Source organism: Acinetobacter sp. 228, assembly GCF_048147885.1.
This window is the reverse complement of the sequence record NZ_JAYWYV010000517.1, coordinates 1-1,105: the sequence shown is the minus strand read 5'-3', so window position 1 is coordinate 1,105 and position 1,105 is coordinate 1. Positions and strand designations below refer to the sequence as shown.

The window sequence follows — 1,105 nt, the reverse complement described above, 5'->3', positions numbered from 1 at the left end:
AATTTAATCCACAATGGTTACTTAACTTAGGTGTGCGTTGGGATAAATTTGAAACTGAGAAAAAATATAATAAGGATGTAGATGGACGTACTCCTCATAAAGCTGGTGATAAATTAGAAAGCGATACAGACTACTTCTCTTACCAAGCTGGTTTAGTTTTTAAACCAACAGAAGATGGTAGTATTTATTTAAGCTATGCTACGTCAGCAAACCCAGTAGGTGTACTTGCTGAGGGTGACACAGGTTCAGATTCTATTAGCGACTCAGGTACTGCAAGTGCGAGTGCAAATGCTCTCAAGCCAGAAGAAGCACGTACTTTCGAGTTAGGTACAAAATGGGACTTATTTAATAACCGTGCGAACTTAACAGCAGCAGTTTTCCGTACTGAAAAGCAAAATACACGTATCCAAATTGACCCTACTACGACTGCCAATGCAGGTAAAAGTAAAGTTGATGGATTTGAAATTAGTCTGAACGGAAAAATTACCGATAAGTGGGATGTTTCTACAGGCTATAGCTATTTAGATAGTGAAATTACCGAAGCTGCCTATAATGCAGTTGCTCAAGAAGGTAAACCTCTCCCATTTGTAGCGAAAAACAGTGCTACCCTATGGTCTACTTACCGAGTAATGCCTCAATTGACTCTAGGTGCTGGTGTTGAATATCGCGATCAAGTTTTTGTGAACACAACTGCTCCGAAATATCTGCCAACCTATACCATTTACAATGCTATGGCTAAATATGATGTTAATAAGAATGTGAATTTGCAGCTTAACATCAACAATATCTCTGATAAGCGCTATTTCACTAGTGCGCATGCAGCTCACTACGCATTTGAAGGTAATGGCCGTAATGCTGTCTTAGCGATTAACTTTAAATACTAAGGATAAATTCCATAATTTATTTATGGAATTAATTAAAGTTCATATAAAATAGCCTCGTCATGAGGCTATTTTTACAAATGAAGTATCTATTAAAAGGTGTTTGCCGTGATTCATCATATCCCCAATGTTTTAAACAAAGAGCTAGTTGCCGAGTTTCGTAAGCTCATGGAAGAAGCCAATTGGGTAGGTGGAAAAGTGACTGCTGGCACCTTGTCTGCTTC

Annotated in this window: 1 protein-coding gene and 1 pseudogene; both read left to right on the top strand. The window is 38.3% G+C overall.

What is annotated here, in order from left to right; genetic code table 11:
- A partial coding sequence (locus VXQ92_RS20380) for a TonB-dependent receptor (RefSeq protein WP_416683006.1) occupies positions 1-884 on the top strand: 884 nt, incomplete at its 5' end.
- A gap of 105 nt (positions 885-989) precedes the next feature.
- Positions 990-1,105: pseudogene (locus tag VXQ92_RS20375) on the top strand (PKHD-type hydroxylase); the annotation flags it as partial.